The organism is Nocardia sp. NPDC052112, from assembly GCF_040680135.1.
Lineage (GTDB): Bacteria > Actinomycetota > Actinomycetes > Mycobacteriales > Mycobacteriaceae > Nocardia.
This window is the reverse complement of sequence record NZ_JBFAWD010000010.1, coordinates 103133-130001: the sequence shown is the minus strand read 5'-3', so window position 1 is coordinate 130001 and position 26869 is coordinate 103133. Positions and strand designations below refer to the sequence as shown.

The following is a 26869-nucleotide window of genomic DNA, read 5'->3' as shown; positions in this document are numbered from 1 at the left end:
TGTGGCGGAAGACGATTCGATCGTCGCTCCGGATCCGGGGAACGCTCCGGGTCCGGAGGCGGCGCTGCGCGAGATCGGCTTCTGGCTCGAGCGCGCACGGGCGCAAACACATCGGGTGAAGGCATACCGGCGGGCCGCCGATATCGTGGCGGGGCTTTCCGAGGACGAACGGGCGACCCATCGCGCGGCACGCAGCTGGCGCGAACTCGCGGGGATCGGACCGAAGACCGCCGCCGTCATCGAACAGGCGTATTCCGATGCGGTGCCGGAGTACTTGAGCGAACTGCGCACGGCCGCACAGCCCATCGGGGTACCGGGCAAGCCCATGCGGGCCCAATTGCGTGGCGATCTGCACACCCACTCCGACTGGTCCGACGGGGGCAGTCCGATCGCGGAGATGATGGGCGTCGCGGCCGCGCTCGGTCACGAATACTGTGCGCTGACAGATCATTCGCCGCGGTTGACCGTCGCCAACGGGCTCTCGGCCGACCGATTGCGACGGCAGCTGGATGTGGTCGCCGAGCTGAACGAGCGCGTCGCACCCTTCCGAATTCTCACCGGAATCGAGGTGGACATCCTCGACGACGGGACCTTGGATCAACAGAGCGATCTGCTCGCCGAACTCGATATCGTGGTTGCCAGCGTCCATTCGCATCTGCGTGCCGACAGCGAGACCATGACCAAGCGCATGGTGTATGCGGTGGCGAATCCGAATGTGGATGTGCTCGGCCACTGCACCGGTCGACTGATCGCGGGGGAGCGGGGTCTGCGGCCGGAGTCGAGTTTCGATGCCGAGCTCGTCTTCGAGGCGTGTCGGAGTTACGGCACCGCCGTAGAGATCAACAGTCGTCCCGAGCGGCTCGATCCGCCGTCGCGGCTGCTGCGATTGGCGGTCGAAATGGGTTGCTATTTCTCGATCGATACCGATGCGCATGCTCCCGGCCAGTTGGATTGGCAGGGTTACGGCTGCGAGCGCGCCGTCGCGAATGGCGTTGCGGCGGAACGGGTCATCAATACTTGGCCGGCGGAGAAGCTGCTGTCCTGGACGAAGTCGGCAGCGGGGGAAGTGGTTTGATTGCGGCTGCGACCGTAGAGTTGATATGTAGTCGCCTCCGATTCGCCAGGGTGGTGCGATGGACCGCAGAGTGCAGGTGATGTCACTCGGGTCATTGGTCGGCCCGTGGACAGTGGATGTGATCGGTGCCCGGATAAGCGAAAACCGCGAGCTACGGTGCGCGGTCGAGCTCGACTCCAAGCGGGCCGCTTATTCCTCGGATCCCGAAGCCAGCGCGGCGGACTGCAACCGTTGGTGCGCGGCGACCCGGTACCTGCTGACGACTATCGCTGCATTACAGGAACAGGAGCGACTGGCCAGCCTGCACCTGAACCCGCCCTGGCGCGGTGAGCTGCGTTGGCGCCTGCGGCATGCGCAGCGAAATCGGTTGCTGCGCAGGCAATATGACCAGGCGAAGGCCGAACTGCTTGCGGCGTTCGACGCGGCGCTCGCGGAATACCAGGCCCGAGCCGGTGACCTGCCCGAATATCAGGAGCGGTACTACAAACAAGAGCAGGAACGAGCGTGGCGCGAACAAGAGCAGGCTCGCCTACGGCGCGAGCAGGCCGTGGCGAGTGACACCGATCCGGAGTGGACCTACCAGATCAAGGAACTTTCCGGCGATCGCAGCTTCTGGATCTACCAGACCAGCCTCGACCGCCCCTATTCGACGGGCGAGGAGGTCGGGCTGACTCCGGCCGAGGTCCAGGCCGAGTTGGTGGTCGAACGTGCGGAGTACCCATACACCCCGGTGATGTGGGCGCAGGAAACGGGGCGCGCACTGCGGGAGAAGTACCGGACCGAGGTGGCTGGTTGGCAGGAGCTCACCGGTATCGAAATCGATTCGTTTCCGCGTGATCCGAATGCGCCCCGGTCGAAGGGCCGCACGGGGGTCTACGGCATACGCGGCAGCGACTACGGATCGGGTCATTCCGGTTGCGGCGGTGGCTATTCCGGCTGTTTCGGTGGCACCGTCTGACAGTGCGAGCAGGTTGGCCGCAGGGTTAACTGTTGCCGAACACTCGTGCGGTATCCAGGAGGATGCCGGATGACGGTCGAAAATGGTTGACACACAGATCTCTTGGGGGTGGCGGCACCGGTGGGTGGATTTCCGATCGAAATCGTGCTCGGACTCATCGGTATCGCGGTGCCGATCATCGCGTTCCTGTGGGAGTTCGTCTTCGTCGGACGCAAGGAACTCGGCTATCGGGTGCAGATGGATACGCCGGTCACCGGTGAGATCGAATCGGTCTTTCCCGGTGTACTGCCGCAGCTACGCCCAGAGCAGGGTGGTGTGAGCCCGCCGCTGAAAGATCTGTCGGTGGTGCTGGTCCGCATCGAAAACAGCGGTGCGACACCGATCGACACGCATGACTACCAGGCGCCGGAGGCAGGCCGGGTCGGTTTGCATCTGAACTTTCCACAGCGCCGGGTCATCGGCATGGCCGTGACCGAGCTGAGCGATCCGGTTCTGGCCGATTCACTGGACCGTGATTCGGGCATCGCGGTTCGAGAGGATACGGCCGGGCAGATCGGCGTCATCGATCTGCCGAGAGTGTCGCTCAACCGCGCCGATCACTACAAGATCCTGGCGATCCTGCAGCGTTCGGAGGGTACGGGGGAGTATCCGGCGCCGACGCTGCGCGGCGGCCTCAAGGGTGGGCGGATCATCGAAACGCAGAGCCGTACCGGTATTTCGCGAGTGATGGTGGCACTCATGGCCTTTCTGGTCGCGGTGATCGTCGTCCAGCTCGTGGTAGCCGTGTTTGCGCCCGATCCGACGCCATTGGACTGTGCCGTGGGCAAACTCACCGTGGTCGGCTCGTCGGCATTCGAACCGGTCATCCGCGATGCTGCCGCGCAGTACGGGAAGCGGTGCACCGGAGCGGAGTTCACTTTCGGCTTCGAGGGCACCGAACGCGGCCTCGACCGGGTCACCGAGGAGGGCAAGGACAACCCCGATCTGCTCGCGATCAGCGACGGCCCGAAAGGTGATGGGTACCAACCGCTGCTGGATCGTCCGCTGGCGTTATCGGTGTTCACCATGATCGTGCACAAGGACGTCGGCGTCACCGACCTGTCGGTCGCGCAGATCCAGGATCTGTATCAGGGCCGGATCACCAACTGGCGCGATGTCGGCGGTCCCGATCTGCCGGTTGTGCTGGTCAATCGGATACCCGGATCGGGCACCCGGAATACGTTGGAGCGCAGGGTACTCGGCGGCTCGCAGCCCGATCGGTCGCATGTCAGCTGTGTCGCGATCAAGGATGGTGCGCCCACGGTGGCCAGATATTGCGATGTGCAGGTCACCAAGGATATGCAGAAGGCGGTGAGCGATATTCCGGGTGCCATCGGCTACAGCGAGTTCTCCGAGGCGGTGCAGGCGGGAGCCACAACCCTCACCATCGATGGCGTGACGCCGGGGCGTGACGCCGCCGTCAACCGCAGTTACCCGTTCTGGGGCGTCGAATACGCCTACAGCTACGGCGAACTCCCCGGCGACTCGCTCGCCGCCAGCTTTCTGCACTTCCTGACCGATCTGACCGGTAAGGATGTGCTGCGCGAGCATGGCAACGAACCGTGTGGTGAGCTTCCCGACCGGGCCCGCTGCCGGCCGTCTTCGTGACGTTGTCACGAATTCGGCGGCTATCTCGTCGTACTCGGGACAGCGATTTCGAGAGAGGACGACTCATGTCACGCATGCAACTCGCCGAGGCGGCACCCGAGATCTACCAGGCCTGGTTCGCCGCCGAACAGGCCATCCGCCGCGGACCACTGGATCCGACCGTGCGGGAACTGGTGAAGATCCGCGTTTCCCAGATGAACGGCTGCCTGTTCTGTATTGATATGCACACCACCGACGCGCGGATGGCGGGCGAGACCGAACAGCGGATCTACTACCTCAATGCCTGGCGTGAGTCGGTGAAATTCACCGAGGCCGAACGCGCTGCCCTCGCCTACGCGGAGGCGGTCACCAAACTGGGTGAACACGGTGTCAGCGATGAGATCTGGGCCGAGGTGGAGAAGAACTTCGACGAGGGCGCGCGTGCCGGGCTGGTCGCGGTCACCGCGATGATCAACCTGTGGAACCGGATCGGGGTGCCGCTGCGCATGCAGCCGACAGCGGTCTGATGGACCTGTCGGCGGCCTGATGGCATCCGCTCACCGCGGCGGACGAGGACGCGGTGCGCACCGAAGCGGAGCACCTGTTGGGCTTCATCGCGCCAGGCGCCGATGGCAAGGTGGTGATCTGTGCTCGATCAGTCGGTCGACGGCATAATCGGGCGGCTGAAGAAATCCTCGACCGGGACCGGACCGGTGTAGCGGCGGCAAGTGCACTGCACCCATACCCGACCGACCATCGTCTTGCGGCCCAGCTCGGCATGGCAGGTGCCCGCCTTCGGATCGTGTAGCGCCAGGTCGTGTCCACAGCCGCACTGCGCGACGGCGGGTTGTGCCGGCGATCGTCGGCCGAACCGCCCGACCGCCCAGCCGACACCGGCGATCCCAGCTCCGAAAGCAAGGGTGATTGGATCGAACATGCATGCATTATATGTATGCGTATACCAGGACGGTAGGCGCCGACGCTAATTCGCGATGTTGTCGCACGGCGGCTCCTGACAAGATCTTTGTGGGCCACCCATTGGTTTTTACGAAATCAATACGGCTGCTGGCACGGTCGTACCTATCCGGCGGCCTTAGGCTGGCCCATCGTGGCTTCACCGATCGACCTCGTCAAACGTCTCGTTCTGGGACGACCTTTCCGAAGTGACAGGCTCGGTGAAACGCTGTTGCCGAAGCGGCTGGCACTGCCGATCTTCGCCAGCGACCCGCTGTCCTCGGTCGCGTACGCGACACAGGAAATCCTGCTCATTCTCACCCTCGGCGGGCTCGCGTATCTGCATTTGGCGCCGTGGGTCGCTGGTGCGGTGATCGTGTTGCTCGCCGTAGTCGTGCTGTCCTACCGCCAGGTGGTGCAGGCCTACCCGTCCGGGGGTGGTTCCTATGAGGTGGCCGCCAAGAATCTGGGATCGGTTCCGGGGCTGGTGGTCGCCGCGGCACTGCTCGTCGATTATGTGATGACGGTGGCGGTGTCGGTCGCCGCGGGCGTGGACAACATCATTTCCGCGGTACCCGATCTGAATGCGCATCGGGTCGCGATCAATATCGGATTCATCGCCTTTCTCACCGCCATGAATCTGCGCGGAGTGCGGGAATCGGGGCGGGCGTTCGCGATTCCGACCTATGCGTTCGTGGTCGGCGTTCTCGTCATGGTCGTGGTGGGACTCGGTGCGGCCGTGTTCGGGCACGCGCCGGTCGCCGAGAGCGCGCACTACGAAATCCACTCCGAACAAGTCGGTCTCGGTGCAGCCGGGTTGGCCTTCCTTGTCCTGCGTGCCTTTTCGTCCGGATGTACCGCGCTCACCGGAGCCGAGGCGATCTCCAATGGTGTCCCGGCCTTCCGTAAGCCCAAGGCGCTCAATGCTGCTCGCACCATGACCGCGATGGGGGCCATCTCGATCGCTATGTTTGCCGGTGTCACGGCGTTGGCGATGATCACCCATACCCGGGTGACCGAGAACACCTGCGATCTGATCGGATTTCCCGGCGACTGCAACACCGATCCGCAACGCACCGTGATCGCGCAGATCGCCGCGGCGGTCTTCGGCGGCAACAGTATTCCCTTCTACTTCCTCATGGTGACGACCGCGCTCATCCTGATTCTCGCGGCGAACACCGCCTACAACGGCTTCCCCCTGCTGAATTCGATTCTGGCCCAACATCGATACATGCCGCGCCAGCTGCACACCCGAGGTGACCGGCTGGCATTTTCCAATGGCATCATCCTGCTGGCGGTCATCGCGGGCGTGCTCATCTACGCCTTCGATGGTTCGGTGACGCGCCTGATCCAGCTCTACATCATCGGCGTCTTCACCTCGTTCACGCTGTGTCAGGCCGGTATGGTCCGGCACTGGAACCGTGAACTGGCCACCGCGACAACGCCATCGGAGCGGTTGCGCATCCATCGCGGACGCCTGATCAATGCGTTCGGCGCCTGCTTCACCGGCGTCGTCCTGGTCGTCGTGATGATCACGAAGTTCTCCCACGGCGCGTACCTGGTCGTCTTCGCGATTCCGATCCTGGTGGTGCTGATGTATCTGATCCATCGGCACTACACCGCCGTGCGCGCCGAACTCGATGTCGATGACGAGGCGGAGACTCTACCTGCCCGGGTGCACGCCCTCGTACTGGTTTCGGGCTGGCACAAGGCAACTCGGCGCGCCGTCCAATTCGCCCGTGCCACCAGACCGGACACCATCACGGCGATCACCGTCAATGTCGACGATGCCGATACCCGTCAGCTGCACCAGGATTGGGATCGACACGATGTCGCCATACCGCTCAAGGTGATCGAGTCGCCATACCGCGAAATCACCCGTCCGGTCATCGATTACATCAAGCGGGTGCGCAAGTCCCAGCCGCGCGATGTGATCAGCATCTTCATTCCCGAATACGTGGTCGGCCACTGGTGGGAGAATCTGCTGCACAACCAGAGCTCACTGCGGCTGAAGGCTCGCCTGCTCTTCGAGCCGGGGGTGATGGTGACCAGTGTGCCCTGGCAACTTCGTTCGTCGGCCGCCAGGGCGGTGCAACGCGCCGAACACAGCCCCGGCGAGATCCGGCGCGGCATCACTGATACGGTTTCGAGCTGATGAGTTCCGGCTTCGGACCATTTCGATATATGTCAAGACCTCGGTAAGTCCCCTTGATGTCAAGGCCGGATAATGGGCGATTTTATCCCAAATACTGAGATTTCAGACCAACTGCCTGGTTTGAGCAACCGGAAATAAGGTACGTCTGTGTGCGGCCCCCCTGTTCACGCCAATCGGAGTGACCAGGCCAACCAAGCCCTCATGGACGGCGGTGCAGGCTCGAGTCTCCACCTCCGCCGCGGCGGCCACCACGTTCGGCGCCCAGCGCACCGAGTGCTGGGTGGATGTGCACACGGTTGTCCCTGGAAGGATGGTCATGAGCGCAGGTCTATTCGCGCCGAATTCGGCGCAGATTGCCGCTTCGGATTTGCTGTCTACCGACCATGTCGGTGAACGATTCCGCATTGCGATGGTTGTCCCGCCATACTTCGACGTACCGCCGAAGGCCTATGGCGGCGTCGAGGCCGTCGTCGCCGATTTGGTCGACGCACTGGTCGCGCGCGGACACGATGTGACATTGTTCGGCGCCGGTGAACCCGGTACCACGGCGAAATTCGTTCCGGTGTGGGATCGCGCATTGCCCGAACGGCTCGGCGAGCCGTTTCCCGAGGTCGTGCACGCTCTGAAGGTGCGTAGGGCGATCGAGGAGGTCGCCGCAACCTCCGGCGTGGATCTGGTGCACGACCACACCTTTGCCGGACCACTGAATGCCCCGGCGTATATGGGCCTGGGCTTACCGACTGTGGTGACCGTGCACGGGCCGGTCGACGAGGGCGACTGCTACCACTACTACCGCGAATTGGGCCAGGAAGTTTCGCTGGTCGCCATCAGCGATCGGCAACGCGAATTGGCGCCCGATCTGAATTGGGTCGGTCGCGTACACAATGCACTGCATGTCGATCAGTGGCCGTACCAAACCGAAAAAGGCGACTACGCATTGTTTCTCGGCCGTTTCACCGCAACCAAGGGCCCGCATCTGGCATTGGCAGCCGCGCATGAGGCCGGTATTCCCCTGGTACTCGCGGGTAAGTGCAGTGAAGCCCCCGAGCGGGCATATTTCGAAAAGAAGGTGCGCCCACTGATCACCGAGCGGGATCACCTTTTCGGCATGGCGGATGCCTCGGCCAAGCGCAAACTGCTGGCGGGTGCGCGCTGCCTGCTTTTCCCGATCGACTGGGAGGAACCGTTCGGCATGGTGATGATCGAGGCGATGGTCTGTGGCACACCGGTGGTCGCGCTCCGCGGCGGTGCGGTCGCCGAGGTCATCGTCGACGGTGTGACCGGCCGGATCTGTGACGATCCCGCCGAGCTGCCCGCCGCGATCGCCGAGGTGAGCGAGTACGATCCGGCCGCGTGCCGTGCGCACGTCGAGGCGAACTTCGGTTCCGGCACACTCGGGCGCGGCTATGAGCAGGTCTATCACCAACTGCTGCGTTCGCGGCGGCTTGCGCGCGCGGCGCTGCTGCTCGATGAGACGGTGCCGGTTCGCATTCCCGCGAGCGAACGCGTATGACCGCAGACGCCGGCGTCGCGTCGAATCCCGCACCGCTGAATTCAGGTGAGCCGACCGGTCTCGGCGGTTGCGGTAATTCGGTGACCCTGGTCGAGGGCGGAACCTTCTGCCTGTCGAATCGGCTCGGCGATGTCGAACCGGGACATCCGCACGGGTTGTTCTTCCGCGACGCCCGCGTCATCTCCCGCTGGGAACTGCTGGTGGACGGCAAACCCGCCGAATCGCTGTCGGTACTCAGCCCGGAGGCATTCGCGGCCAGATTCGTGCTGCGCCGACCACCGCAGGCCGGACAGGCCGACAGCACCTTGCTCGTGGTGCGCGAACGCCTCATCGCCGATGGCATGCACGAGATACTGACCCTGGAGAATATGGGCCGGGAGGCCACCGCGGTCAGCTTGGAATTGCATGTCGACGCGGATTTCGTCGATCTGTTCGCGGTCAAGGAGGGCCGCGTCGCGCACGGCCGCGCCGAGGTCAGCGTGGCCGAAGGCGAGTTGCTGCTGCACGACCGCACCGATCGGATGCGCGGGCTGACGGTTTCGGCGACCGTCGAGCCCGCCGTCCTGCCCGGCACCCTGCTCTGGCGGGTGGTCGTTCTGCCCGGCGAACGCTGGCAGACCGAGATCGTCGCACAGCCGACGGTCGGCAATCAGCGGATCCAGCCCCCGCTGGCGCCGGGGGAGCACCACGGGCTCAGCGCACCGAGCCGCAAGATGGCGGCGTGGCGGCACACCGCGACGAAGATCTCTGCCGCGGATCCGGTGCTCACCCAGGTGCTGCGGCGTTCGGAAAGTGATTTGGGCGCGTTGCAGATCCACGACGAATCCGGCGAGGGTCGTCCGTTCGTCGCGGCGGGCGCGCCCTGGTTCATGACCCTGTTCGGCCGGGACAGTTTGCTCACCGCGTGGATGGCGCTGCCTTTGGAAGTGGACCTCGCGCTGGGCACACTGCAGCAGTTGGCCGAATCGCAGGGGCAGTGCCTCGATCCGCTCACCGAGGAGGAGCCGGGACGGATCATGCACGAGATGCGGCGCGGCCCGGCGAGCGGGCAGGTGCTCGGTGGCAGCACCTATTACGGAACCGCCGATGCCACACCACTTTTCATCATGTTGCTGGCGGAATGTCATCGGTGGGGTGCGGATCCGGAGGTGATCAGGGAACTGTTGCCCGCCGCTGATGCCGCCGTGCGGTGGATCACCGATTACGGCGATCGCGACGGCGACGGCTTCGTCGAATATCGCCGTGCCACCGATCGCGGCCTGATCAATCAGGGTTGGAAGGACAGTTTCGACGGAATCAACGATGCCGCAGGACATCTCGCGGAGGCGCCGATCGCGCTGTGTGAGGTGCAGGGCTATGCGTATGCCGCACTGCTGTCCCGCGCGGAGTTGGCCGAGGCCTTCGACGATCAGCGCGCCGCGACCCGGCTGCGCGAGCGGGCCGCCGAACTGCGCGGCAAATTCGCCGAACAGTTCTGGTTGCCGCAGCAGGGCTGGTACGCGGTCGCGCTCGACGGCCGCAAACGGCAGGTCGACGCCCTGACAAGCAATGTGGCGCACTGTCTTTGGACTGGTATCGCCAGTGACGAGCACGCCGCCGAAATGATCGGGCGGCTCTCCGGTCCCGAAATGGATACCGGTTTCGGGTTGCGCACACTCGCTTCGTCGATGGGTGCCTACAACCCGATGAGCTATCACTGCGGATCGGTCTGGCCGCACGATACCGCGATCGCCGTCGCGGGCCTGCTGCGCTACCGGCAGGTGCCTGGTGCGGTCGAGCTCGCCACCCGGCTGGCGGGCGGATTACTCGACGCGGCGGCATCTTTCGGTGGTCGATTGCCGGAGCTGTTCTGTGGATTTCCGCGTGATCAGTTCGCGGTTCCGGTCCCGTATCCCACTTCCTGCTCACCGCAGGCGTGGGCCAGCGCGGCACCGCTGCTGCTGGTGCGCTCGTTCCTCGGACTGGATCCGGCCGCGCCGTCGCGCACGCTCACGGTCAGACCGCAACTGCCGCCGCACTGGGGCACGGTCACGCTGACCGATCTGCGATTGGGTTCGGCGACCGTGGATCTGGAGGCCGAGGGCGATCAGGTCACCACGGTGCGGCTGCCCGATGATTGGCAGATCACGCGATGAACGGCGCCGGATCGGGTAATCCACCACTGTAGGGACATTGGTTTGCTTCTCCACTGAATACCAGCAGGCTGGAGGTGCACAATGCAGACATCACTGGATCGCCGGGATCTGTGGAGCACTCAGCACCGTGATTGCAGTGCCGAGCCCATGGATCTCGATCTGGACTTGGCTCGGTTCATCTGCAGCACGCATGCGGGCCACGGTCCGGACTGTCATCAGTACCTCGCCGCGTTGGCGTATTGCCTCGCTTGCGACGAGGAAGACTGAACGAAAACGGCCGAGCGCCCATTCCCGCAGCACATTCCAGCGGATTCGGTGGATGCTGTTCGGGAATGAGCGCTCGGGTCGCTAGCCGCGGAAGGGGTACTGCTTGTCGAGGTCGAGGTTGAGTTCGACCGCATCGACGCGCGGTTCACCGAGGAAGCCGAGGGTTCGGCCGTCGGTGTGCGCGTCGACGAGTGCGCGCACCTGATCTGCGGAGATATTGCGGGCCTTGGCGATTCGCGCGATCTGGATGGCGGCGTATTCAGGTGAGATGTGCGGGTCCAGGCCGCTGCCGCTGGCGGTGACCGCGTCGGTCGGCACCGGGGTGTCGGTCGAGGCATCGCCGATGATCGGGATGATCCGGCCGACGGAGTAGTCCTCGCCCGGCTTGGCGCATTCCACTTCGACACCTTTGTAGGCGTCGACGAACGGTGTCGTCGGGCACGCCTGGTTGACGCTCACCACCTGCACCGGATGCGAGACCTCACCGTCGGCGTCGCGTGGTCCGATGACCGAGAGCACCGCGCCGAGGCCGTCTCTGGTGCAGAACGGGCGGCTGCCGTCGACCCCCTCACGGTCGCCGACGGCCTTGCTGCGCGCGCAAACTGTCGAGAGCAGGCTCAACTTCACATTGGCCGGATCGGCGTCGAGGGTGTCGACGACGCTTTCCGGGCCGAGGTTGGACGCGGCGGTGGACAGCGGGTCATAGCCGTCACCGGCCGCGGACGGGCGGCTTTGGAAGTACTGCACCAGCGCGTTGCCGTCCTTATCGGTGAACGATTGTCCGATCAGACTGGAGCCGACGAGTTTGCCGTCGGACTCGATCAGCGAGCCCTCCGCCTTGTCGTGCAGGCCGGGCAGCTGAGCGACCGCGAAAACCGCCAGCGGATAGACGATTCCGGTGATCGCGGTAAGCACCAGCAGCGCACGCAACGCGGCCAGATGCTGCCGGATCCAAGTTGAGATACGCATATCAGGACATCCCGGGGAGGAGTTGGACAACGAGGTCGATCAGTTTGATGCCGATGAACGGTGCGACGATGCCGCCGAGGCCGTAGATCGTCAGGTTGCGGCTCAACAGTTTCGAGGCATTGCTCGGCTGGTAGCGCACCCCGCGCAGGGCCAGCGGTATCAGCGCGATGATGACCAGCGCGTTGAAGATGACCGCCGACAGGATCGCCGACTGTGGGCTGGTCAGCCGCATGACGTTCAGCAGGTCGAGGCCCGGAAACAGCGCCACGAACAGTGCGGGAATGATCGCGAAGTATTTGGCGATATCGTTGGCGATCGAGAAGGTGGTCAGCGCACCCCGGGTGATCAGCAGCTGTTTGCCGATCTCCACGATTTCGATGAGTTTGGTCGGATCCGAATCCAGATCGACCATGTTCCCGGCCTCTTTGGCCGCCGAGGTGCCGGTGTTCATCGCGACACCCACATCGGCTTGGGCGAGTGCCGGAGCGTCATTGGTGCCGTCACCGGTCATGGCGACCAGACGGCCGCCGTCCTGTTCCTTCTTGATCAGGGCGAGTTTGTCCTCGGGTGTGGCTTCGGCGAGGAAGTCGTCGACACCGGCTTCATCGGCGATCGCCTTGGCGGTCAACGGGTTATCGCCGGTGATCATCACCGTGCGGATGCCCATGCGGCGCATCTCGTCGAAGCGCTCCCGCATGCCTTGCTTCACAACGTCTTTCAGGTGGATGACGCCGAGCAGCCGGGCCTTGCCGTTGTTGACTTCACCGACGACCAGCGGTGTACCGCCGGATGCGGAGATCCCGTCGACGATCACGCCGACCTCGGTGGGTACGTTCCCACCTTGTGCGCGAACCCAATCGGTGACGGCGCTGGCCGCACCCTTGCGCAGCTGGTGCCCGTCCTGGAGATTCACCCCCGACATGCGGGTCTGGGCGGTGAATTCCACCCAGGTCGCGCCGGTCAGCTCGCCCGGTGTGCGTTCGCGTTTGTTGAAGGCCTGTTTGGCGTAGACGACGATGGAGCGACCTTCGGGGGTTTCGTCGGCGAGGCTGGAAAGCTGTGCGGCATCGGCCAATTCGTCATCGGAGACGCCGGGCATCGGTACGAATTCCGAGGCTTGGCGGTTGCCGAGGGTGATGGTGCCGGTTTTGTCCAGCAGCAGGGTGTTCACGTCACCGGCGGCCTCGACCGCGCGGCCGGACATGGCCAGTACATTGCGCTGCACCAGGCGGTCCATACCGGCGATGCCGATGGCCGACAGCAGCGCGCCGATGGTGGTCGGGATCAGGCACACCAGCAGCGAGACCATGACAATGCCGGTGACACCGTGCATGTCCAGCGCCGAAGTATCGGCCACGCCAGGGTTGTTCGACTTGGAGAAGATCGCCAGCGGCTGCAGTGTGGCAACGGCGAAGACGAAGATGATGGTCAGCGCGGCGAGCAGGATATTCAGCGCGATCTCATTCGGCGTCTTCTGCCGCGACGCGCCTTCCACGAGCGCGATCATCTTGTCGATGAAGCTCGCACCGGGCTCCTGGGTGATCTTGACGACGATCCGGTCCGAGAGCACCGTGGTACCGCCGGTGACCGCCGAGCGGTCGCCGCCGGATTCCCGGATCACCGGTGCCGATTCGCCGGTGATGGCCGATTCGTCCACCGACGCGATGCCTTCCACGACATCGCCGTCACCCGGAATGACCTGGCCCGCCTCGACGACGACGTAGTCGCCGCGTTGCAGCGCCGGAGCCCCGACGCTCTCCTCGACGATCCGCGCACCCGGCGACCAGTCGACCAGCCGCCGGGCCATCGTGTCGGTCTTTGCCTTGCGCAGCGTATCGGCCTGCGCTTTACCGCGCCCCTCGGCGACCGCCTCGGCCAGATTGGCGAAAATGACGGTGAGCCACAGCCATACGACGATCGCCCAGGCGAAGAATGTCGGCTCGACCAGCGCGAGCACGGTCGACCACACCGCGCCGATCTCGACGATGAACATCACCGGATTGCGCCACATCGTGCGCGGATCGAGCTTGCGCGCCGCGTCCGGAATCGATGTCAGCAGCAACTTCGGATCGAGTACGCCCCGCTGGACACCGCGGTTCTTGTGGGCGGTATCCGCGGTCGTTTCGGTTGTCGTAGTGGTCATTTCAGTGGATTCCTTCGGCGAGCGGCCCGAGTGCGAGTGCGGGCAGGAAGGTCAGCGCGACCAGGATCACGGTGACACCGACGACCATGCCGACGAACTGTGGCCGGTGTGTCGGTAGCGTGCCGATCGACTCGGGGGTCTGCCCCTGTTGGGCGAGTGAACCGGCGAGAGCCAGTACGAAAATGATCGGCAGGAAGCGGCCGAACACCATGGCCAGGCCGAGGGCGGTGTTGTACCACTCGGTATTGCCGGTCAGGCCCGCGAAGGCGGAGCCGTTGTTGTTGGCCGCGGAAGTGAAGGCGTACAACACTTCCGAGAGTCCGTGCGGCCCGGAGTTGAGCATGCCCGCGCGTTGTCCCGGCATAGCCATCGCCGCCGCCGTACCCACCAGCACGATGAGCGGGCTGATCAGGAAGTACGAGGCAGCGAGCTTGATCTCGCGCGGGGTGATCTTCTTACCCAAATATTCTGGTGTGCGACCGACCATCAGACCGGCCACGAAAACGGTGATCACCGCGAGGATGAGCATGCCGTACAGACCCGAACCGGTACCACCGGGCGCGACCTCACCCAACTGCATGTTGAACATCGTCATCATGCCGCCAAGGCTGGTGTAGGAGTCGTGGAACGAGTCGACCGCACCGGTGGAGGTCAGCGTGGTCGCGGTGGCGAAGGTCGCGGAATCCGCTACGCCGAAACGGGTTTCGATTCCCTCCATGGACGCACCGATCGCGGTCGGGACGGTGCCGTGGTGTTGCAACTGGAAGAAGTTCTGCAAGGTCACGCTGATCAACGCGATCGTGCCCATCACCGCCACGATCGCGTAGCCCTGGCGCTTGCTGCCGACCATGCGACCGAAGGTGCGCGGCAGCGAGAAGCTGATCACCAGCAGCAGGAAGATTTCGAGCCAGTTGGTCCAGGTGGTCGGGTTCTCGAAGGGGTGCGCGGAGTTCGCGTTGTAGAAGCCGCCACCGTTGGTGCCGAGTTCCTTGATGACCTCCTGGCTGGCCACCGGCCCGCCGGTAATGGTCTGCTCGGTGCCGTTCAGCGTCTGCGCGACCTGATCGTGCAGGTGGAAGTTCTGGATGGCGCCACCGGCGATGAGGATGATCGCGAAGATGAACGCGAATGGCAGCAGGATGCGAATGGTGCCGCGGACCAGGTCCACCCAGAAGTTGCCGAGATCGCCGGTGTGCCTGCGGGCGAAGCCGCGGACCAGTGCGATGGCCACCGCGATGCCGACGGCCGCGGAGACGAAGTTCTGCACCGCGAGCCCGGCCATCTGCACCAGGTGGCCCTGGGTCGACTCACCGGAGTAGTTCTGCCAGTTCGTGTTGGTGACGAAGCTGATGGCGGTGTTCCACGCCAGGGCGGGCGTCATTTCGGTGCCGGGATCGTTCAGGTGCAGTGGCAGTTTGCCCTGGATGAGCTGGAAGAAGAACAGGAACAGCACACTGACCGCGGAGAACGCCAGCACACTGCGGGCGTAGACAGCCCAGGTCTGCTCGACCTCGGGGTGTACACCGATGGCCTTGTAGATGACCCGCTCCGCGCGGGAGTGCTTCTTGGCGTTGTACACCCGGAACATGTAGTCACCCAGCGGCACGTGCACCAGGGCCAACGCGATGATCAGGGATGCGAGGAACGCGATCCCTGCGGTTGTCGTGTTCACCTAGAACCTCTCGGGATAGAGCAGCGCTGCCACCATGTAGACGGCGACGAGGATGGCCAGGACCAGACCGATCAGGTTCGCGATCACAGCTTTTCCACCCCACGCTGGATCAGGCCCAGTAGCGCGAAGATCGCCACGGTGAGCACCGTGAACACCACGACAGACATTTACACAACCTCCATTGGCGCTCCCTGCATGGAGCGCGACAGGGTGAGTCAAGCGGTCATTCGAGCTGGTGCGGAGCTTGTTTACGGGTCCTTAGCGGCCCATTGGTGAGCATTGACGCTTCGTTTACGGGGATGGCGCGGGCGCTGGGTGAAAGGATGCCGTCAAGGTAGGCGGACAACCCGTCAACACACCGTAAAGATCCTGATAGCAGGCCGATACGGGAGTAGAAATTCATCGACCGGCGATGCGGGGGATGCCAGCGCAACCGGGGTTCCTATTGGTTGGTGAAAGGATCGTCATGTCGGCTGTCACGGTCGCGGTGCTCATCGGATTCGTCTGTTGCGCGCTGATCATTCGCGCGCTGTCGATGTCGGAGCACGGGCGGGATTCGGAAGTCGCGACAGAACCGGTCCGGTTGTTCGGCGACACGCCGTACCGCGCGATGATGGACGAGTGAAACGCGGTCAACTGCGCATCTACCTCGGTGCGGCACCGGGGGTCGGCAAGACCTACGCCATGTTGGGCGAGGCTCATCGCCGACTCGAACGCGGCCGCGACGTGGTAGCTGCGGTAGTGGAGACACACGGCCGAGCCAAAACCGCGGAACTGCTGGCGGGCATCGAGCAGATTCCACCGCGCATGGTGGCGTACCGCGGTACCACGCTCCCCGAACTCGATGTGGAGGCGGTGCTGCGGCGGGCACCGGCGGTGGTGCTGGTAGACGAACTCGCCCACACGAATGCTCCGGGTAGCAAACATGCCAAGCGCTGGCAGGACGTCGATGATTTGCTGGCCGCGGGCATCGATGTGATCTCGACGGTCAATGTGCAGCATCTGGAGAGCCTCAACGATGTCGTCGAGCAGATCACCGGCATCCAGCAGAAGGAGACCGTGCCCGACGCCGTGGTGCGCAGCGCCGACCAGGTCGAACTGGTCGATATCACGCCGGAGGCGTTGCGGCGCAGGCTCTCCCACGGCAACGTGTACGCCGCCGACAAGGTCGACGCGGCACTGCGCAACTATTTCCGGCCCGGAAATCTGACCGCGCTGCGCGAATTGGCGCTGCTGTGGCTGGCCGACCAGGTCGATGCCGCGTTGGCGAAATATCGGGCCGACCACAAGATCACGGAGTTGTGGGAAGCGCGCGAACGCGTCGTGGTCGCGGTGACCGGCGGTCCGGAGTCGGAGACCGTGGTGCGCAGGGCCAGTCGCATCGCGACCAAGTCGAGTGCCGAACTGGTCCTGCTGCACGTGGTGCGCGGCGATGGCCTGGCCGGGGTATCGACCGAACGGCTGAACCGGTTGCGGGAACTGGCCGCCAGTCTGGATGCTTCGCTGCACACGGTCACCGGTGAGGACGTGCCGAGTACGCTGCTGGAATTCGCCCGCGAGGTGAATGCGACCCAGTTGGTGATCGGCACCTCCAGGCGTTCGCGCTGGGCGCGCATACTCGATGAGGGCATCGGCTCGGCCGTGGTGCAGGCCTCCGGCAAGATCGACGTGCACATGGTCACCCACGAGGAGGCCAACCGTGGGCTGCGTCGTTATTCACTGATGCCGCACCAGCCGATCCGGGCCTGGCTCGCGGCGGTGCTGGTGCCGGCGTTGGTCTCGGTGATCTGTTCCTTCCTGGATGGCTATCTCGAGCTCGGTGGGCTCAGCGCGGTGTTCTTCATCGGCGTCGTCGCGGTGGCATTGCTGGGTGGTGTCGTACCCGCGGCACTTTCGGCGCTGCTGTCGGGCGTGCTGTTGAACTGGTTCTTCGTCGATCCGCGCTACAGCCTGACCATTGCCGAACCGGACAGCTTCATCACGGTGGTGGTATTGCTGATCGTCGCGGTGGCGGTCGCGGCGCTGGTGGATGTGGCCGCCAAGCAGACCCGCCAGGCGCGCCGAGCCTCCCAGCAGGCCGAATTGCTGACGCTGTTCGCCGGCGCCGTGCTGCACGGCGCGGATCTGCCCAATCTGCTGGAACAGGTCCGCGAAACCTATGGGCTGCGCGCGGTCAGTATGCAGTCCGGCGACGAGGTGATCGCGGCGGCCGGTACGAGTCCGCCACAGCGAGCTTCCGAGGCCGAGACCGCGATTCAGGCGGGCGATGCGACGAGTTGGCTGCTGCTGGCCGGACGGCCCCTGGCAGCGACCGATCGACCGGTGCTCAACGCGGTCGCCAACCAGGCGGCCGGGCTGGTTCGCCAGTCCCGGCTGGCCGAGGAGGCCAGTGCCGCCGCGGCCCTGCTCGAGGCCGACCGGTTGCGTCGGGCGCTGTTGTCCGCGGTGAGTCACGACCTGCGCACGCCGCTGGCCGGTGCCAAGGCCGCGGTTTCCAGTCTGCGCAGTGACGACATCGAGTTCTCGCCCGAGGACACCGTCGAATTGCTGGAAACCATCGAGGAATCGGTGGATCAGCTGACCGCGCTGGTCGGCAATCTGCTCGACTCGTCGCGCTTGGCGGTCGGGGTGGTGCAGCCGCAGTTCCGTCGGGTGTACATGGACGAGGTCGTGCACCAGGCGCTGGTGAGCGTCGGGATGGGCGCGCGCGGTCTGCGGCGCGCGGCAATGGATCGGGTGAAGGTGGAGGTCGGCGAGGTTTCGGTGCGGGCGGACAGCGGCTTGCTCGAGCGGGTGCTGGCCAATCTGATCGATAACGCGCTGCGGCATTCGACGCGCGATACGCCCGTGCGGGTGACCGCCGAACGCGACGGCGACCGGGTGTCGATCGCGGTGGTGGATGTCGGTCCCGGTATCCCGCCGGGCACCGAGGAGCAATTATTCGAGCCGTTCCAGCGGCTCGGCGATCGTGACAACACCACGGGGGTCGGGCTCGGCCTGTCGGTGGTGCGCGGCTTCGTCGAGGCGATGGGCGGCACCGTGCACGCCGAACCGACACCGGGCGGAGGATTGACGATGATCGTGGACCTGCCTGCCGACGAAACCGAGGTGAGCAGCCGATGATTAGCACAACGACACCGCGGACCGCACAGGAAGTCGTGATGACCGACAAGAAGCAGGAAGCACCGTCCATCAAGGTGCTGGTGGTCGATGACGAACCGCAGATCGTGCGCGCACTGCGCATCAATTTGTCGGTGCGTGGCTACGAGGTGATCACCGCGGCCACCGGCGCGGCGGCATTGCGCGCGGCGGCCGATAAACATCCCGATGTGATCATCCTCGATCTCGGTCTGCCCGATATGGACGGCATCGAGGTGCTGGCCGGGTTGCGTGGCTGGTCCGCCGCGCCGGTGATCGTGCTCTCGGCGCGCACCGATTCGACCGACAAGGTGGAGGCGCTGGACGCGGGCGCCGACGACTATGTCACCAAGCCGTTCGGCATGGATGAGTTGCTGGCCCGGCTGCGGGCAGCGGTCCGCCGCGGCGCGACCGATACCGATGCCTCCGATCCGGTGGTGGTGACCTCCTCGTTCACCGTCGACCTCAGCGCGAAGCAGGTCACCAAGAACGGCGAGCCGGTACACCTGACCCCGACCGAGTGGGGCATGCTCGAGATGCTGGTGCGCAACCGTGGCAAATTGGTCGGCCGGCGCGAGTTGCTGCGTGAGGTGTGGGGACCGTCATACGCCACCGAAACGCATTATCTGCGGGTGTATCTCGCGCAGTTGCGCCGCAAGCTCGAGATCGACCCGTCGAACCCGAAGCATCTGCTGACCGAGGCCGGAATGGGCTACCGCTTCCAGGAATAGGACCGGAGGCGGCAGCTGTTGCGCGCAACGTGACAACTGATTTCGGAAGAACACGGGTAACTCGTCGGGTACGCCCGACCCGGCACACAACGCAGGACCTGAGCGGGACTCGAGAGGCGCCCAACTGGTATGGCCTGAATATTCGGGGCGGCGGAACTGGCAGGATCGACACATGACTGACCAGACCACCGCATCCGCGACCACGACCACCGCGGCGACCGAGCCGACCACTCTGTGGGTCGAGCGCACCGGGACCAGGGCGTACACCGGCCGCAGCTCGCGCGGTGCCGAGGTATTGATCGCATCGCAGGGCGTACCCGGGGCCTTCACCCCGGGTGAGCTGCTGAAGATCGCCCTCGCGGGCTGCTCCGGATTGAGCGCGGACTTCCCGCTCTCGCGCAAGCTCGGCGACACCTTCGATGCGACTATTCGCGTCTCCGGCGATGCCGACCGCGAGAACGAGGTATACCCGCAGCTCGACGAGGTGTTCGAGCTGGACCTCAGCGAGTTGGACGAAGAGGCTCGCGAGCGACTGCTGGTCACCGTGCAGCGCGCGATCGACAAGGTCTGCACCGTCGGTCGGACGCTGAAGGCCGGTGCCAAGGTCACGCTGACATTCGATATCGACGCCATCGACGCCTGATGTCGGAATCGGTTCGGCTCAGCGCATGGGTGCACGGCTATGTCCAGGGCGTCGGCTTCCGCTGGTGGACGCGCTCGCGGGGGCTGGCGCTCGGACTGGTCGGACACGCCACCAATGCGCGCGACGGTCGGGTGCATGTGGTGGCCGAAGGTCCGCGACCCGCATGCGAAATGTTGCTGGATCTTCTGCGTTCTGGAGATACTCCTGGTCGGGTCGACCTCGTTGTGGAAAGCTGGGAGCCCGCGCGGGGTGGTTTGTCCGGATTCGAGGAGCGGTAGTGGTTTCTACGACCGAGCGATGTGATCGTTGAGTACGGGAGGTCCGGGGGCGGGAGACGACGCGGGGCGGTCCGAGCCCGAGCCGGGGTCTTCGACGCCTGGTGCTCCGGTGTCCGGGCACGGAGGGTCTGAAGCCACACCGCCGCAACCGCTTTCGGCGGGTAGTGGGGATGGTTCGGTAAGTGGCGGGTCCGGTTCGGCTGGCGGTGGATCTGGTGCATCGGACGCCGGGGCAGGCACGCCGGACGCTGGGCCGGGTTCGTCGGACGCCGGGTCAGGCTCACCGGACGCCGGGCCGGGTTCGCCTGGTGCCGAGTCGCGTCGGTTCGGTACGCCGCCGCGCCAGGGCAGTATTCAGCGTCAGGAACCCGGTGTCACTCAGCCGCGTCCGCCGACGGTGGCCGAGGCACGGGCGCGCGACAAGGCACGTAAACGTGCCGAGGAGGCGCAGCGGGCCGCCACGGCCGCCGCCGAGCAGAAGAAGCGCACCCGCAAGCGTGTACTCATTGGTGGTGTCGCGATCGTCGGTGTCGCGGGTCTGGTCGGCGGCGGTTACCTCGCGTATCGTGCACTCACCAAACCCGATCAGGTGACCGCGTATTGCACCGTGATCGATCAGAACGGTCAGGAGGTCGTCGCGCCCGACGATCAGTGCGAAACCGCCTCGACCGCCGTCGGATCCGGCGCGACCGGCGCGTACACCGGCAGCAATGGGATTTTCATCTACAACGGGCACCAGTACCGCTACTACTACGGCGGCAACAACACCGTAGGCAAACCGCCGACCGGCGGAACCACGGTGCAACCCAAGGGTGCTCAGATCTCGACCAAGAGTGGCAGCACCGTTACCCGCGGCGGTCTCGGCACCAGCAGCAAGAGCAGCGGGGGTTCGTAATGCGACGCGTGCGCGGTACGTCGCGGCCCGGTTGGCAGCAGATCATCGAGGGGCAGGGGCTGGTCTATGGTTCGCCCGGCCGGGATGCGAGCGGTCTGCCCCGGCCGTATTGGGATGAATCGGTGCACTATGAGTTCGAGATGTCGGAGATCCTCGCGCTGGAGGCCGATGTCGAACTGCTGCATTCGATGTGTCTGAACGCCGTCGAGCACGTGGTGCTCACCGAGCGGTACCAGGATTTCGGTCTGCCCGAATGGAGTTGGGGGCCGATCGCGGAATCCTGGAAGCGCCATGACCCGCACGTCTACGGCCGATTCGATCTGCGCTACGACGCGCGCCGTCCGGCAAAACTGTTGGAGTACAACGCGGATACGCCGACCTCACTGCTGGAGGCGGCAATTGTGCAGTGGCACTGGCTCACCGCGCTGTATCCGGACGGCGATCAGTGGAATTCCCTGCACGAGAAGCTGGTCGAGCGCTGGACCGAGTTGCGCGAGATCCTGCCCTCGGCGCAATTGCATTTCACCTGGTCCGGCGCGGATGCCACCGGCGAGGACAATGTCACCACCGCGTATATGCAGGAGACCGCGGCCGAGGCCGGGTTCGATACCATCGCGCTACCGATCGAGGAAGTCGGCTTCGACAGCGAGCTGGCGCGTTTCGTCGATCTGGCCGAGGGTTCGATCGATGCGATCTTCAAGCTCTATCCGTGGGAGTGGGTGCTCGACGACGATTTCGGTCAGCGGGTAGTCGCGAGCCTGCCGCAGACCATGTGGGTCGAGCCGCTGTGGAAGACCCTGTTGAGCAATAAGGCGATCCTCGCGATCCTGTGGGAGATGTATCCCGGGCACCCGAATCTCTTGCCCGCCTACCTCGATCAGCCCAATGAACTCACCGAATACATTCGCAAGCCGAAGCTCGGGCGCGAGGGCGCGAATATGACCATTGTCGGCGCGGGCCTGGAGACGGCCACCGGTGGGGTCTACGGCGAAGAGGGATTCGTCTACCAATTGCTGGACCCGCTACCGGAATTCGACGACATGCGCCCGGTCCTGGGCGCCTGGATCGTCGGCGACAATGCGGCTGGGCTCGGGATACGCGAAACCGCCGGATTGATCACCGACGACGGCTCGGCCTTTGTCCCGCACCGCATTACACAGTAGCTCCCTACGCGACCTCACCTCGGAAGGATCACGATGACCGCAGTTGCCCTCGAATCGGGTTACTGGAACTCGCTCGGCACCGGCGTCGGCGCCATCGTCCTCTACGCCATTGTCGGCTTGGCCCTCATGCTCGTCGGCTTCTACGCCATCGATCTGACCACCCCCGGCAAGCTGCGCGCGCTGGTCGCCGCGGGTAAGCCCAATGCCATCATCGTCACCGCCGCGGGCATGGTCAGCATGGCCTTGATCGTGGTGCTGGCGACGTACGCCTCGGCGGGCAAACTCTCCGAGGGGCTCATCGCGGCCAGCGTCTACGGGCTGGTCGGTATTGTCGCGCAGGTGATCTCAGTGCGGGTGCTCGAGCGCGCGCTCGGCATCGATATCGGCGCGGCGCTGGCATCCGATGTGTACACCACCGAGGTGCTCGTGGTGGCCGCCGCGCATTTCGCGCTCGGTCTGGTTGTCGCCTTCGCCATTCTGTAGTTCTCCGAGAATGGGCTGATCGTTCCATTCGATCCGACATGACAGTGAGTTCAGCTGACGAACGGGTTTCCGGTCGCCACAGTGCGGGTGGTTGACCTGCACGCATGCGCCAATCCTCAGCGTCGAGCCGTGACCATGACGGCCGTGGCTGACGGCCCGAGGTCAGTTGTCGTAGGACGCGACTCCTACCGGCCCGACCCCGAGGCAGAGGTCGAGTCCTGGTGTGCGAGGGCTGATTCGGAGGGTTGAACCGCTACCGACCACGCGGATGTAGACGGTATTCAGTCCCTTGCGGACCGGGGCGGCCACGGGATCGCCGTGTTCGAACGACACCGTGATGCGTCCGTCTCGGTTGGCCAGATAGTTGAGCCTTGCGGTCCATTCGTGTTCGAGCATCGGCCCGTCGAGTGGAACATCGGTCGGTTGCGGCCCCCGGATCCGGTAGCCACAGCCGGGCTCCGGTCCGGGCAGAATACTGCGGTTCCACCAAACCGCCGCCTCGACGATCGCACCGGTATCAGTGATCATTCGCAGCTGCGGAGTCGAATCGGCAAAGGTGTTGGGCTGTGCCAGCGGTGCGAGCACACGACTCGTGAGATTCTGCGGATACGCCGTCGGATTCAACACATTCCACGGCACCTCCTGCTCGAGCAACGGCACCCCATCCGTCCCCGCCAACGCCGACTTCACATTCGCCATATACGTTCTCGTCGGATTGACCCGCCAAGACTGCACAAAAGACGCGGTAGACCAAAGACTGCTCACCAGAAACGCCGCCGCCGACACGGCCGCAACCCGCGAACCTGCCATCGAACCCGACCAGCGCCCACTTATCCCGATAACCCACCCCACCACCCGACCACCACACCACCCCGGCCCCCGCACCGGTAACCCCGCCCCGCCCCGCGCAGCGGGAGCCGGTGTATCCCCACTGCCTGGGACTGTCACGTCATCTCCCCGATCTGGAAGTAAGTCCGAAGCATGATCCCGCGGTCGGGCACGCAGTATCAGCGCACCCGCTGCGGTCGATACCACTGCGATATCGGCGAAATAGCGGAGGGACTGCATGAGTTCGGCAGCGGTGTTCGGTCCGCTGCGGGCCAATGCGACCGGCAGTTGGGCGATGAGCACGTATGCCGCGGCCATCACCCAGACCGGCCCGACACGAAGTCGGGCACGCAGTGACAGCAGCACCAGTGCACACAACGCGATCCAGGCCGACACCACCGCCCACACCGGAGGATCCGCCCACGGTGTCGACGGCAACCAGCGCTCCCAACTCCACGGTCCGCCGAACAGCGTCGGCACAATCCCCAATGACGTTGCGCCGGGTAATAAGTCACGCAACTCCGCCGGACTGGTATGCATGGCGGAAACATCCACCACCGTCAGATATCCGGCCAGCCAACAGGCGATCACCAGACCGGATCCGCCCCACAGCGCCGCCCCGCGCCGCGCCACAACTCGCAGCGCGGATCCGAGACCGTCGACGTGCCGGACAAGCACCGCAACAGCGAAGGCGGCGAACGGCACGATCACCGACTTCTCGAAGAAGAGCAGCGCCACCCCCAGCACCAGGACACCCGACGCCGCATACCGCTGCCGTCCCGTCTCGACCAGCCGCACTGCATCACCGATCACCCACGCGAGCGCGAATTGCAGCGGCAGTGCATTGAGCGCGGCGGCCCACCACGCATACGCCGGGAGCGTCAGCGGACAGAATAAATAGAACCCGAGCGGCACCAGAATCGCCCACCGCACCCCCACCAGCACGACCAGCATCCGCACCACCGCCACCGAAGCCGCGAACTGCAACACGATCAGCGACACCATCGGCCCAGCCCACGTCAACGGCGCAAGCGCAGTCACCACCCACGCAGTAGCGAACGCCAACGGCATGAAGTGGCCATCGTGGTTGTACAAGAGCAAATCCGCCGACCAGAGCGGATAGCTCCCCGCCCGTCCCACCAGAATCAGATCGTCCCAGTAGAAAAACCCACTCCCCGCCACCCCCCACCGCACCACCAGCTGCACCAGCACAAGCCCGAAGGCCACCCCGAGCACACCCCGCCGCCCCCCTGGCCTCCGCCGACTACGCGCAGGCGCGCCGACATCGACGCACTCCACCGAAGCGACGCTGTCCATGCCACCCCACGGTAGTGTCCCGCCCCACACGGTCGGCAACCTCACGTCCGCGCGCGGCGGGGGAGGTGTGGTTATGCGGTGAGGGCTCGGGCCAGGTGGGGCCAGGAGTCGTGCAGGTCCGTTTCGAATTGGCCCCAGGTGTGAGAGCCTTCGGGACGGTTGATGTGGATCGCGGGGAGTCCGAGTTCGGTGAGGCGGTCGGCGAATGCGTCCGTGCAGGAGCTGGCGATGGCCTCGACGGGTGGGAAGCCGAGTCCGCCTTCGTCGATCGGACCGGGAGTGCCGGTGGCAGCCGAGAGGTAGATCGTCTTTCCAGCCAAGGCACCCGCATTGGCGAATGCGTCGTGCCTCCGCCAGATCTCTTGGCCCAGCTCACCCCACATATTCACCGGATTGGCACCGCCGCGCACGACCTGCGCGCTGACCATCGCCACCCCGAGCGCATCCGATGTCCATGGGCATCCGCTGTAGGCCGCCACCGCGCTGTACACATCGGGCGACTGGATCGCCAGGTCCACCGCCGACCCGGCACTCATCGACACACCAGCGATCGCATTGCGTCCGGTGCTGCGGAGTCGGGGGTCGAGGACGGCCGGAAGTTCCCGCGAGAGATAGGTCTGCCACCGGTTGCGGCCGACCACCGGATCGTCGCTGAGCCAATCGGTGTACATGCTGTACGCACCGCCGATCGGCATCACCACGTTGACATGTTTATCGGCGAAGAACTGCCGGACGTCGGTATCGTCCCACCACGAGATGCCATCGGTGCCACCACCGATTCCGGTGAGCAGATACAGCGTCGGCGCGGGACCACCCGCGGCTCGAATCACCCTGTTGCTCACCACCCGATCCATCGCGGGTGAGTAGATGTCCACTTGCGAGACCGCATTGTCCAGCGGTGTCTCGCCGACCACTTGCGGTGCCGCCATCGCCGGGCGAACTGATACCGCAGAAATCGCGAAACCGGCCATCAGCACACTCACGAGCGAGGCCAAATACTTTGAAGCCCTCACGATTCCGTAATACCACCGAAGATCGAGACGCAAACCCGATGCGTACCAACATCATCGGTATCAGCATCGGGTCGCGCACCGTAGCCTTGCTCGAAGCCACCGCAAATACGATCCCGAAGAACCCGCGATGCTGCTGATCTCAGGTGAGCGGCCGGCTCGCCCGGTCGGTGTCGAGATGTACTGATGGAGTGGCGTTCTCGATGTCCTGCCCCGGCTGGAGCGCTGGCCGTGATCAGTTGGTGTGACGGCCGAATCGGCCCGATTCGAAACCGGCCAGCATTCGGAATGCGAGGACGGCACCCCACGGACCGATGACCCAGATCGGCCACGGATAGGTGAATTCACCGACGCTGATCGAGATCGCCGCCCAGATGGTCAGTACGAGCACGCTCACGCCGAGCCACGAGGTACCTTCGATCTGTTGCCAGATCGGGAAGCGGCTCATCGTATTCTTCTGTGCGGCAGACTCTTTCGGCAACTTCGGCAGATCCGACAGCACCAGCTGCAGATCGTCGCGAACGCCGGTCTCATAGACGCGCGCGACGCGCTGATCGTATTCGGCGAGATCGATCCGACCGTCCGTCATGTGCCGTCCGAGCAGTCGCACGACCTTCTCGCGCTCCGCATCGGAGGCCCGAGTACCAGGCGAGATTTCCATGTCGAGTTCCTAACGACTAGATCCATATTCCACATTGGAAGGTGAAATCAGAATGCACCCTCCAATGTGGAATGTCAACCCTGGTGTGGCGGTGCGTTGCAGAAGCGGCCGCGCTCGGGCCCGGTGGCGGTGCGTACAAGATCCGGGGCTGACGCATTGGCCTCGATGAATGCGGCCATGCGGTCGGGCGATCGACCGCGGACACGCGCGGTCTGCTCACTCGGTTGCCGCCGATGCGCTCGGTTCCGCCACTGC

General features: G+C 64.7%; 24 protein-coding genes. 16 read left to right on the top strand and 8 right to left on the bottom strand.

What is annotated here, in order from left to right:
• The first annotated feature begins 1 nt into the window (after window position 1).
• The 4 genes from AB0L58_RS21015 to AB0L58_RS21000 all read left to right on the top strand — a co-directional run bounded on the left by AB0L58_RS21015 (window position 2) and on the right by AB0L58_RS21000 (window position 4186).
• Window positions 2–1075, top strand: coding sequence for a PHP domain-containing protein (locus AB0L58_RS21015; protein ID WP_364389077.1), 1074 nt, complete (start codon window positions 2–4; stop codon window positions 1073–1075).
• 58 nt (window positions 1076–1133) lie between these two features.
• Window positions 1134–2033 carry a hypothetical protein gene (locus AB0L58_RS21010; protein ID WP_364389076.1) on the top strand — a complete coding sequence of 300 codons (900 nt, stop codon included), beginning with the start codon at window positions 1134–1136 and terminating at the stop codon, window positions 2031–2033.
• Between the two features lie 120 nt (window positions 2034–2153).
• Window positions 2154–3680, top strand: a complete 1527-nt coding sequence (locus AB0L58_RS21005) for a substrate-binding domain-containing protein (RefSeq protein ID WP_364389075.1) — start codon at window positions 2154–2156, stop codon at window positions 3678–3680.
• Between the two features lie 65 nt (window positions 3681–3745).
• Complete coding sequence (locus AB0L58_RS21000) at window positions 3746–4186, top strand: carboxymuconolactone decarboxylase family protein (protein ID WP_364389074.1); 441 nt, start codon at window positions 3746–3748, stop codon at window positions 4184–4186.
• Between the two features lie 128 nt (window positions 4187–4314).
• On the opposite strand, the gene AB0L58_RS20995 is transcribed toward AB0L58_RS21000, so the two are convergent.
• Entirely contained in the window at window positions 4315–4596 is a 282-nt protein-coding gene (locus AB0L58_RS20995) for a hypothetical protein (RefSeq protein WP_364389073.1), read from the bottom strand.
• A 171-nt stretch (window positions 4597–4767) separates the two neighbouring features.
• Here AB0L58_RS20995 and AB0L58_RS20990 point away from each other — a divergent pair, with 171 nt between their 5' ends.
• From AB0L58_RS20990 to AB0L58_RS20975, 4 genes are all read left to right on the top strand, one after another.
• A complete protein-coding gene (locus AB0L58_RS20990; RefSeq protein WP_364389072.1) occupies window positions 4768–6768 on the top strand; it encodes an APC family permease in 2001 nt (666 codons plus the stop codon).
• 409 nt (window positions 6769–7177) lie between these two features.
• A complete protein-coding gene (locus tag AB0L58_RS20985; protein ID WP_364389243.1) occupies window positions 7178–8281 on the top strand; it encodes a glycosyltransferase family 4 protein in 1104 nt (367 codons plus the stop codon).
• Window positions 8278–10416, top strand: a complete 2139-nt coding sequence (locus AB0L58_RS20980; protein ID WP_364389071.1) for a glycogen debranching N-terminal domain-containing protein — start codon at window positions 8278–8280, stop codon at window positions 10414–10416. The genes AB0L58_RS20985 and AB0L58_RS20980 overlap by 4 nt, the downstream gene beginning before the upstream one ends.
• 81 nt (window positions 10417–10497) lie before the next feature.
• Complete coding sequence (locus tag AB0L58_RS20975; protein ID WP_364389070.1) at window positions 10498–10683, top strand: hypothetical protein; 186 nt, start codon at window positions 10498–10500, stop codon at window positions 10681–10683.
• An 81-nt stretch (window positions 10684–10764) separates the two neighbouring features.
• On the opposite strand, the gene AB0L58_RS20970 is transcribed toward AB0L58_RS20975, so the two are convergent.
• The 4 genes from AB0L58_RS20970 to AB0L58_RS20955 are packed head-to-tail and all read right to left on the bottom strand — an operon-like array spanning window position 10765 to window position 15554.
• Entirely contained in the window at window positions 10765–11652 is an 888-nt protein-coding gene (locus tag AB0L58_RS20970; RefSeq protein ID WP_364389068.1) for a potassium-transporting ATPase subunit C, read from the bottom strand.
• 1 nt (window position 11653) lies between these two features.
• Window positions 11654–13795, bottom strand: coding sequence for a potassium-transporting ATPase subunit KdpB (gene kdpB / locus AB0L58_RS20965; protein ID WP_364389066.1), 2142 nt, complete (start codon window positions 13793–13795; stop codon window positions 11654–11656).
• A 1-nt stretch (window position 13796) separates the two neighbouring features.
• Entirely contained in the window at window positions 13797–15467 is a 1671-nt protein-coding gene (gene kdpA / locus AB0L58_RS20960; protein ID WP_364389063.1) for a potassium-transporting ATPase subunit KdpA, read from the bottom strand.
• Complete coding sequence (locus tag AB0L58_RS20955) at window positions 15468–15554, bottom strand: potassium-transporting ATPase subunit F (protein WP_364389242.1); 87 nt, start codon at window positions 15552–15554, stop codon at window positions 15468–15470. It lies immediately after the preceding gene.
• 379 nt (window positions 15555–15933) lie between these two features.
• On the opposite strand from AB0L58_RS20955, the gene AB0L58_RS20950 reads away from it, so the two are divergent.
• From AB0L58_RS20950 to AB0L58_RS20915, 8 genes are all read left to right on the top strand, one after another.
• The gene (locus AB0L58_RS20950) at window positions 15934–16092 is read left to right on the top strand and encodes a hypothetical protein (protein ID WP_364389062.1); all 159 of its coding nucleotides are present in this window, start codon (window positions 15934–15936) and stop codon (window positions 16090–16092) included.
• Window positions 16089–18590 carry a sensor histidine kinase KdpD gene (locus AB0L58_RS20945; protein ID WP_364389061.1) on the top strand — a complete coding sequence of 834 codons (2502 nt, stop codon included), beginning with the start codon at window positions 16089–16091 and terminating at the stop codon, window positions 18588–18590. Before AB0L58_RS20950 ends, AB0L58_RS20945 begins: the two co-directional genes overlap by 4 nt.
• A 38-nt stretch (window positions 18591–18628) precedes the next feature.
• Entirely contained in the window at window positions 18629–19336 is a 708-nt protein-coding gene (locus tag AB0L58_RS20940) for a response regulator (RefSeq protein ID WP_364389241.1), read from the top strand.
• Between the two features lie 172 nt (window positions 19337–19508).
• Complete coding sequence (locus AB0L58_RS20935; RefSeq protein ID WP_364389060.1) at window positions 19509–19979, top strand: OsmC family protein; 471 nt, start codon at window positions 19509–19511, stop codon at window positions 19977–19979.
• On the top strand, window positions 19979–20257 hold the full coding sequence (locus AB0L58_RS20930) for an acylphosphatase (protein WP_364389058.1): 279 nt from the start codon (window positions 19979–19981) through the stop codon (window positions 20255–20257). Before AB0L58_RS20935 ends, AB0L58_RS20930 begins: the two co-directional genes overlap by 1 nt.
• A gap of 397 nt (window positions 20258–20654) precedes the next feature.
• Window positions 20655–21152, top strand: a complete 498-nt coding sequence (locus tag AB0L58_RS20925; RefSeq protein WP_364389056.1) for a hypothetical protein — start codon at window positions 20655–20657, stop codon at window positions 21150–21152.
• Complete coding sequence (locus AB0L58_RS20920) at window positions 21152–22315, top strand: glutathionylspermidine synthase family protein (RefSeq protein WP_364389055.1); 1164 nt, start codon at window positions 21152–21154, stop codon at window positions 22313–22315. The genes AB0L58_RS20925 and AB0L58_RS20920 overlap by 1 nt, the downstream gene beginning before the upstream one ends.
• Window positions 22316–22348: 33 nt before the next feature.
• Window positions 22349–22798, top strand: coding sequence for a DUF350 domain-containing protein (locus AB0L58_RS20915; RefSeq protein ID WP_364389053.1), 450 nt, complete (start codon window positions 22349–22351; stop codon window positions 22796–22798).
• A 162-nt stretch (window positions 22799–22960) separates the two neighbouring features.
• Here AB0L58_RS20915 and AB0L58_RS20910 read toward each other — a convergent pair whose 3' ends face one another.
• From AB0L58_RS20910 to AB0L58_RS20900, 3 genes are all read right to left on the bottom strand, one after another.
• A complete protein-coding gene (locus tag AB0L58_RS20910; protein ID WP_364389051.1) occupies window positions 22961–24943 on the bottom strand; it encodes a hypothetical protein in 1983 nt (660 codons plus the stop codon).
• 71 nt (window positions 24944–25014) lie between these two features.
• On the bottom strand, window positions 25015–25872 hold the full coding sequence (locus tag AB0L58_RS20905; protein WP_364389049.1) for an alpha/beta hydrolase family protein: 858 nt from the start codon (window positions 25870–25872) through the stop codon (window positions 25015–25017).
• 316 nt (window positions 25873–26188) lie between these two features.
• Complete coding sequence (locus AB0L58_RS20900; RefSeq protein WP_364389047.1) at window positions 26189–26614, bottom strand: DUF1707 domain-containing protein; 426 nt, start codon at window positions 26612–26614, stop codon at window positions 26189–26191.
• Window positions 26615–26869: the final 255 nt, after the last annotated feature.

Coding starts and splice junctions, on each gene's coding strand:
- AB0L58_RS21010 (WP_364389076.1), top strand. CDS start 1,134: ATGGACCGCAGAGTGCAGGTGATGTCACTCGGGTCATTGGTCGGCCCG.
- AB0L58_RS21000 (WP_364389074.1), top strand. CDS start 3,746: ATGTCACGCATGCAACTCGCCGAGGCGGCACCCGAGATCTACCAGGCC.
- AB0L58_RS20995 (WP_364389073.1), bottom strand. CDS start 4,596: ATGTTCGATCCAATCACCCTTGCTTTCGGAGCTGGGATCGCCGGTGTC.
- AB0L58_RS20985 (WP_364389243.1), top strand. CDS start 7,178: ATGGTTGTCCCGCCATACTTCGACGTACCGCCGAAGGCCTATGGCGGC.
- AB0L58_RS20980 (WP_364389071.1), top strand. CDS start 8,278: ATGACCGCAGACGCCGGCGTCGCGTCGAATCCCGCACCGCTGAATTCA.
- AB0L58_RS20975 (WP_364389070.1), top strand. CDS start 10,498: ATGCAGACATCACTGGATCGCCGGGATCTGTGGAGCACTCAGCACCGT.
- AB0L58_RS20970 (WP_364389068.1), bottom strand. CDS start 11,652: ATGCGTATCTCAACTTGGATCCGGCAGCATCTGGCCGCGTTGCGTGCG.
- kdpB (WP_364389066.1), bottom strand. CDS start 13,795: ATGACCACTACGACAACCGAAACGACCGCGGATACCGCCCACAAGAAC.
- AB0L58_RS20950 (WP_364389062.1), top strand. CDS start 15,934: ATGTCGGCTGTCACGGTCGCGGTGCTCATCGGATTCGTCTGTTGCGCG.
- AB0L58_RS20940 (WP_364389241.1), top strand. CDS start 18,629: ATGACCGACAAGAAGCAGGAAGCACCGTCCATCAAGGTGCTGGTGGTC.
- AB0L58_RS20935 (WP_364389060.1), top strand. CDS start 19,509: ATGACTGACCAGACCACCGCATCCGCGACCACGACCACCGCGGCGACC.
- AB0L58_RS20930 (WP_364389058.1), top strand. CDS start 19,979: ATGTCGGAATCGGTTCGGCTCAGCGCATGGGTGCACGGCTATGTCCAG.
- AB0L58_RS20920 (WP_364389055.1), top strand. CDS start 21,152: ATGCGACGCGTGCGCGGTACGTCGCGGCCCGGTTGGCAGCAGATCATC.
- AB0L58_RS20915 (WP_364389053.1), top strand. CDS start 22,349: ATGACCGCAGTTGCCCTCGAATCGGGTTACTGGAACTCGCTCGGCACC.
- AB0L58_RS20910 (WP_364389051.1), bottom strand. CDS start 24,943: ATGGACAGCGTCGCTTCGGTGGAGTGCGTCGATGTCGGCGCGCCTGCG.
- AB0L58_RS20905 (WP_364389049.1), bottom strand. CDS start 25,872: ATGGCGGCACCGCAAGTGGTCGGCGAGACACCGCTGGACAATGCGGTC.
- AB0L58_RS20900 (WP_364389047.1), bottom strand. CDS start 26,614: ATGGAAATCTCGCCTGGTACTCGGGCCTCCGATGCGGAGCGCGAGAAG.